General features: G+C 42.0%; 5 protein-coding genes. 4 read left to right on the forward strand and 1 reads right to left on the reverse strand.

Going from position 1 to position 6,968, the window contains the following annotated elements; genetic code table 11:
- The coding region (locus BZG80_RS16035; protein ID WP_131827568.1) for a type IV pili methyl-accepting chemotaxis transducer N-terminal domain-containing protein at positions 1-215 on the reverse strand (215 nt) is incomplete at its 3' end.
- Between the two features lie 251 nt (positions 216-466).
- Here BZG80_RS16035 and BZG80_RS15210 point away from each other — a divergent pair.
- The 4 genes from BZG80_RS15210 to narI form a co-directional block, all read left to right on the forward strand.
- The gene (locus BZG80_RS15210; protein ID WP_077679738.1) at positions 467-4,240 is read left to right on the forward strand and encodes a nitrate reductase subunit alpha; all 3,774 of its coding nucleotides are present in this window, start codon (positions 467-469) and stop codon (positions 4,238-4,240) included.
- A 1-nt stretch (position 4,241) separates the two neighbouring features.
- Positions 4,242-5,768, forward strand: coding sequence for a nitrate reductase subunit beta (narH, locus tag BZG80_RS15215; RefSeq protein WP_021022862.1), 1,527 nt, complete (start codon positions 4,242-4,244; stop codon positions 5,766-5,768).
- A 5-nt stretch (positions 5,769-5,773) separates the two neighbouring features.
- A complete protein-coding gene (narJ, locus tag BZG80_RS15220) occupies positions 5,774-6,538 on the forward strand; it encodes a nitrate reductase molybdenum cofactor assembly chaperone (RefSeq protein WP_077661619.1) in 765 nt (254 codons plus the stop codon).
- Positions 6,539-6,540: 2 nt separating this feature from the next.
- On the forward strand, positions 6,541-6,968 hold a 428-nt coding region (gene narI / locus BZG80_RS15225), incomplete at its 3' end, for a respiratory nitrate reductase subunit gamma (protein ID WP_077679739.1).

Consider the following 6,968-nt stretch of genomic DNA (forward strand, 5'->3'; position numbering starts at 1 on the left):
AGATAGGATTGCATACGCATTGAACCAGATAAATTTATTGCATGAGCATCAGTCTGTGCATTATCTGAAATATACACGGCTGAGACCATACTGACCAAGGCGATAATGCTAATCATTATCAATAAAGATCCGATTTTGAATACGAGAGAGTCGAAAATACCAATAGAACGGTTTATACCCTGCTCATCAGGGGTTACCTCTAAGTAATTGGTCATAATAATACAGTCCGTCTATTTGCTTTCTAAGTTGTCTATTGTATTGAAAATCAAGTTTTTTACTAGATACTCACTCATACCCCTTTATGGGTAGTTGTCTGTTTTTTGCTGTTTTTACCGTATTGCATAATACCTGCACTTGACGTCTACTTATATACACAGAGTACATTCGAAAACGAGTTTAGGATTAGTCGCAGTTTAACGTATCACGTTAACCGTTTACTAGTTAAGCCATCGAAAAGGAGTCAGGCATGAGCCACTTTCTAAATCGGCTACGTTATTTTACCCAGAAAAGAGAAAACTTTTCTGAAGGTCATGGCGTGACAACGCAAGAGCCCCGCCAGTGGGAAGACAGTTATAGGCAACGTTGGCAGCATGATAAGGTTGTACGTTCAACTCACGGCGTCAACTGTACCGGTTCATGCAGTTGGAAAATCTATGTCAAGAATGGACTTGTAACGTGGGAAACGCAACAAACCGATTATCCTAGAACTCGTCCTGACCTTCCTAATCATGAGCCTCGAGGTTGCCCACGCGGTGCGAGTTATTCATGGTACATATATAGTGCGAATAGACTTAAATACCCCAAAATTCGTAAGCGCTTAATTAAACTATGGCGTGAAGCAAAAAAGCAGCATGCCAACCCTGTAGACGCTTGGGAGTCAATTGTTACTAATCCCACAAAAACACGAGAATATAAAGAAAAACGTGGTATGGGTGGGTTCGTTCGCGCGCACTGGGATGAAGTCTACGAAATCATTGGTGCGTCTAATGTCTACACGGCCAAAGAGTATGGGCCCGATCGTATCTTTGGATTCTCGCCTATCCCAGCGATGTCGATGATTTCATATGCGGCAGGTGCACGTTATCTGTCATTAATCGGTGGTAATTGCTTAAGTTTCTATGACTGGTATTGCGACCTTCCTCCTGCATCACCGCAAGTTTGGGGAGAGCAAACTGATGTCCCCGAGTCAGCGGATTGGTACAACTCAAATTATATTATGTGTTGGGGGTCGAATGTTCCACAAACACGCACACCCGACGCTCACTTCTTAACTGAAGTGCGATATAAAGGGACGAAAGTAATTGGCATTACCCCTGATTATTCTGAGGTGGCTAAACTTACCGATCAATGGTTAGCACCCAAGCAAGGAACTGACGCCGCACTAAGCATGGCATTCGGACATGTCATTCTTAAAGAGTTTTATGTCAACAAAACAACACAGTATTTCGATGATTATGTACGACGTTATTCGGATATGCCAATGCTCGTCATGTTGGAACCGTCCGAAAAAGGAGGTCTGCAGCAAGGGAGGTTCCTTCGTGCGAGTGACTTGGATGACAAAGCTGGACAAGACAATAACCCCGAGTGGAAAACCATTGCAATTGATGAGTCATCAAATATGCTCACGTCGCCGAAAGGCTCGATTGGCTATCGATGGGGGGAACGCGATGCTAAATGGAATCTTGAGCAACGTGATGGTGCAACGAATCGTGATGTGAAACTCCGCCTGAGCTTAAAAGATGATCACGATGAGATTATTACCGTAAATTTCCCATATTTTGGGGGCAATGAACATGAACTTGGCTACTTCCAACATACAGTTCATGATGAAGTAACAACGCATCGTATCCCGGCTAAAAAGATCAAGCTTGCCGATAAGTCGGAAGCTTGGGTCACTACTGTATTTGACTTAACGCTTGCTAACTATGGTGTTGACAATGGATATGATGATCCGAATTGCGCACAATCCTATAGCGATAATCTTGCCTATACGCCAGCTTGGCAGGAACAAATAACAGGCGTTCCCCAAAATGATGTGACTAAAATTGCAAATGAATTTGCTGACACTGCAGCAAAAACACGTGGTCGTTCCATGATCATTGTCGGTGCTGGTTTGAATCACTGGTACAACATGGACATGAACTATCGTGGTTTAATCAATATGCTAATCATGTGCGGTTGTATTGGACAAAGCGGTGGTGGTTGGGCTCACTATGTAGGTCAAGAAAAACTTCGTCCACAAACAGGTTGGCAGCCTTTAGCATTTGGTTTGGATTGGAGTCGCCCACCTCGTCATATGAATGGCACATCCTTCTTTTATGCACATTCTGATCAGTGGCGTTATGAAAAGCTACATATGAGTGAAATTGTCTCTCCTTTATCTAATAAAAAAGATTGGGAGGGCTCGATCATAGACTTTAATTCACGTGCAGAACGCATGGGTTGGCTGCCGTCAGCGCCACAGTTGAGTAAAAATCCCTTGAAGGTGTGCCGAGATGCACATGAGCAAGGGCAAGATCCGGTAGATTATACGGTGGATCAATTAAAAGCAGGAAGCTTAGAATTTGCCTGTTTAGATCCTGACAATCCAAAAAACTATCCTCGAAACATGTTTATCTGGCGGTCTAATTTACTTGGATCTTCAGGGAAAGGTCATGAATATATGCTTCGTCACCTTCTGGGCACCAAGCACGGCTTGCTTGGTAAAGACTTAGGCGAGGAAGGGGAAGAGAAGCCTGAAGATATAAAATGGCGTGATAGTGCACCTGAAGGAAAGATTGATCTTTTAGTTACACTAGACTTCAGAATGTCTACAACTTGTTTGTATTCAGATATTGTTCTACCTACCGCAACTTGGTATGAAAAGGACGATTTGAATACGTCCGATATGCATCCATTTATTCATCCTTTATCTAAAGCTGTGGATCCTGTTTGGCAATCAAAAAGTGATTGGGAAATTTTCAAAGGGATTGCAAAATCTTTCTCCCAACAGTGCGAAGGACACTTAGGTGTAGAACAAGATATTGTCACCGTGCCTATGCAACATGATACTCCTGGTGAACTAGCCCAGCCATTCGACATTAAGGCGTGGTGGAAAGGAGAGTGTGATCTCATTCCTGGCAAGACAGCGCCAAATATGATGATGGTGGAGCGAGATTATCCGAATACCTATGCAAAGTTCACGTCATTAGGACCACTCCTGGATACACTAGGAAACGGTGGTAAGGGGATTAATTGGAATACACAAGACGAAGTTAAATTCTTAGGTGAGTTGAATAAAAAGCACATTAAACCAGGTGTTAACCAAGGCAGACCAAAAATTGAATCAGCCATTGACGCAGCAGAAGTCGTTTTATCATTAGCGCCGGAGACAAATGGACAAGTAGCTGTCAAGGCTTGGGAGTCAATTAGTAAAGTTACCGGTCTTGATCATACTCACTTAGCCAAGCCTAAAGAAGAAGAGAAACTTCGATTTAGAGATATTGTCGCGCAACCACGTAAAATTATTAGCTCACCGACTTGGTCCGGGTTAGAAGACGAGCATGTTTCTTACAATGCTGGGTATACCAATGTTCACGAGCTAATTCCTTGGCGTACGATTACAGGTCGGCAACAATTTTATCAAGATCACCAATGGATGCGTGATTTTGGTGAAATGCACTGTCTTTATAAGCCGCCGGTCAACCTGAAAACCACGCAAAATGTGCAGGGTATGAAGCCTAATGGCAATAAAGAAGTTGTGCTTAATTGGATTACACCACACCAGAAGTGGGGGATTCACAGCACATATTCAGATAATTTACTTATGCTGACACTATCACGCGGTGGACCAATTATTTGGATGTCAGAAACAGACGCGACTGCGGCTGGCATTGAAGATAATGATTGGATCGAAGCATTTAACGCAAATGGTGCGATTGCTGCTAGAGCCGTTGTTTCTCAACGTGTCCCCGAAGGAATGGGAATGATGTATCACGCGCAAGAGCGGATTGTGAACATACCGGGTTCCGAGCTAACTGGTACTAGAGGTGGTATTCATAACTCTGTAACTCGAGCAATTATGAAGCCAACCCATATGATTGGGGGTTATGCACAACAATCTTACGGATTTAACTATTACGGCACTGTAGGTTGTAATCGTGATGAGTTTGTAGTAGTTCGAAAAATGGATCGCGTGGATTGGCTGGATGATGACAGTGAAGATGTATTAGATGAAAATCTTCACGAGGTGGAGAAATAATATGAAAGTTAGAGCTCAAATCGGCATGGTTTTGAATCTCGACAAGTGTATAGGCTGTCACACTTGCTCGGTTACCTGTAAAAATGTATGGACATCGCGTGAAGGAATGGAGTATGCGTGGTTTAATAATGTTGAAACTAAACCTGGCATCGGCTATCCCAAAGAGTGGGAAAATCAAGAAAAATGGAACGGTGGTTGGATTCGAACTAAGCAAGGAAAGTTAGAGCCGAAACAAGGTGGGAAACGTCGGATTTTAGCTAATATATTCGCAAACCCGGACTTACCTGAAATTGACGATTACTACGAACCATTTGACTTTGATTATCAGCACCTTCATCGTGCGGGAGAAAGTAAGCATCAGCCCGTTGCGCGACCCCGTTCGCTGATTTCCGGAAAACGGATGGAAAAAATTGAATGGGGGCCTAACTGGGAGGAGATCTTAGGTACCGAATTCAAAAAACGTCGCAAAGATAAGAACTTTGATCAAATCCAAGCAGACATTTATGGTCAGTTCGAAAATACGTTTATGATGTATTTACCGCGTTTATGCGAGCACTGTCTTAATCCTGCATGTGTTGCGTCTTGTCCAAGTGGTGCCATCTATAAACGTGAAGAGGACGGTATTGTACTTATTGACCAAGATAAGTGCCGTGGATGGCGGATGTGTGTCTCTGGGTGTCCTTACAAAAAAATATATTACAATTGGAAAACGGGYAAGTCAGAAAAATGTATTTTTTGTTATCCACGTATTGAAGCAGGGCAACCAACAATTTGTTCTGAAACATGTGTAGGCCGCATTCGTTACTTAGGTGTTATGTTGTACGATGCTGATAAAATTGAGCAAGCGGCATCGGTACCGAATGATAAAGATCTTTATCAAGCGCAAAGAGATATATTTCTCGATCCCTTTGATCCGGCCGTGATCGCTGAAGCTGAGAAAGAAGGTATAGCTGCTAATTGGATTGAAGCCGCGCAACAGTCTCCAGTTTATAAAATGGCTATGGAATGGGAAGTCGCGTTACCGCTTCATCCAGAGTATCGTACTTTGCCGATGGTTTGGTATGTGCCACCTTTATCGCCAATTCAATCCGCAGTTGAAGCCGGAGAAATTGAGAAAAGTAGTGTACTTCCTGACCTAAAGTCATTACGTATTCCGATAAAATATCTTGCTAATTTGCTAACTGCAGGTGAAGAACAACCTGTTATACGGTCACTTGAGCGATTGATGGCAATGCGTGAGTATAAGCGTAGTCAACAAGTTGAGTGTGAGGAAAATTTTGAAGTTCTCGACGCAGTTAAACTAACTCAGGCACAAATTGAAGAAATGTATCAGGTCATGGCGCTTGCAAATTACGAAGACAGGTTCGTAATCCCGACTAGCCATACTAGTTATGCAGAAAATGCTTACGACATCAAAAGCGGTTGTGGTTTTACATTTGGTAATGGGTGTTCGACCGGCGAGACTGACCTATTTGGTGGTAAAAGCCAGACGGTGCGTGAAGTTATCCCCGTAGAGATACAGGAGTAAGAAAAATGACAAATCAAAAAAGTGGAAATAATACTTCACAACTTATTGCACTAATTGGTCGATTGCTAGATTATCCAGAGTTAGAAATCGAATTATATCGAGATGAGTTGATAGATATTGTAACATCTAGTGTTCTATCAAAGAGAAATAAACAAGAGATTATTTCCTTTATAGACCGATGCAGTGAAATGCCATTACTCGATTGGCAGTCTGACTACGATGGGTTGTTTGAACGTGGTCGCTCATTATCTTTATTAATTTATGAACATATTCATGGTGAATCACGAGATCGAGGCCAAGCTATGGTCGACTTACTCGCTCAGTATGAAAAAGCAGGGCTTGAAATTGCGCATAATGAATTGCCTGATCATCTCCCTCTATTTCTTGAGTTTTCGTCAACGCAAGGTGAGCAAGGAATTGGTTGGATAGAAGATATTATTCCCGTTTTAAGTTTACTCGCTGTTCGTTTAGAAAAGCGTGAATCAGGGTATGCGAGTTTAATGTGGGGACTGTTGGATTTATGTGGTGCGAAAGTTAATATCTCAGAACTTCGAGAGCAGGTTAAAAATGAAAAAGAAGATCATACACCTAAAGAATTAGATAAAGTATGGGAAGAAGAGGCTGTTACTTTTGGTGGTGATAGCGTTAACGGTGGATGTCCAACCAATCAGCATCGGCCAACTGAGAATCAACGCAAAGATCAGGAAGTGCCAGTAAATTGGATGTCAATGAATGAGACAGCATCAGCCACTCAACCAAAAGAGGTCTAGCTATGAACTTTATCGATATGTTAGTTTTCGGTATTTATCCATATATAGTATCTGTTGTGTTTTTTTTAGGATGCTTGATTCGTTATGATAAAGATCAATACACATGGAAAACCGGTTCAAGTCAAATGCTCTCAAATAAACATTTTCGAGTAGCAAGTAATCTGTTTCACATAGGTATTATTGGCATTTTTTTCGGTCATTTTGGTGGATTAGTTATACCTTACGAAGTGTGGCATATGTTAGGCATTACCCTACAAGCTAAACAGTTAATTGCCATGGGAGCAGGCGGCTTCTTTGGTGTATTATGCTTTATTGGTCTGACTTATTTAGTTTACCGAAGATTGTTTAATCCTAGAATTCGTGCATCAAGTACACGAATGGATACCGCAATTGTTCTAGTTATTTATTTACAACTCATATTAGGTATGTT

Source organism: Salinivibrio sp. MA440 (assembly GCF_001996265.1).
GTDB classification, from domain to species: Bacteria; Pseudomonadota; Gammaproteobacteria; order Enterobacterales; family Vibrionaceae; genus Salinivibrio; species Salinivibrio costicola.

Excerpts from the sequence above, each read along its gene's own strand:
- BZG80_RS15210 (WP_077679738.1), top strand. The coding sequence starts at position 467 with ATGAGCCACTTTCTAAATCGGCTACGTTATTTTACCCAGAAAAGAGAA.
- narJ (WP_077661619.1), top strand. The coding sequence starts at position 5,774 with ATGACAAATCAAAAAAGTGGAAATAATACTTCACAACTTATTGCACTA.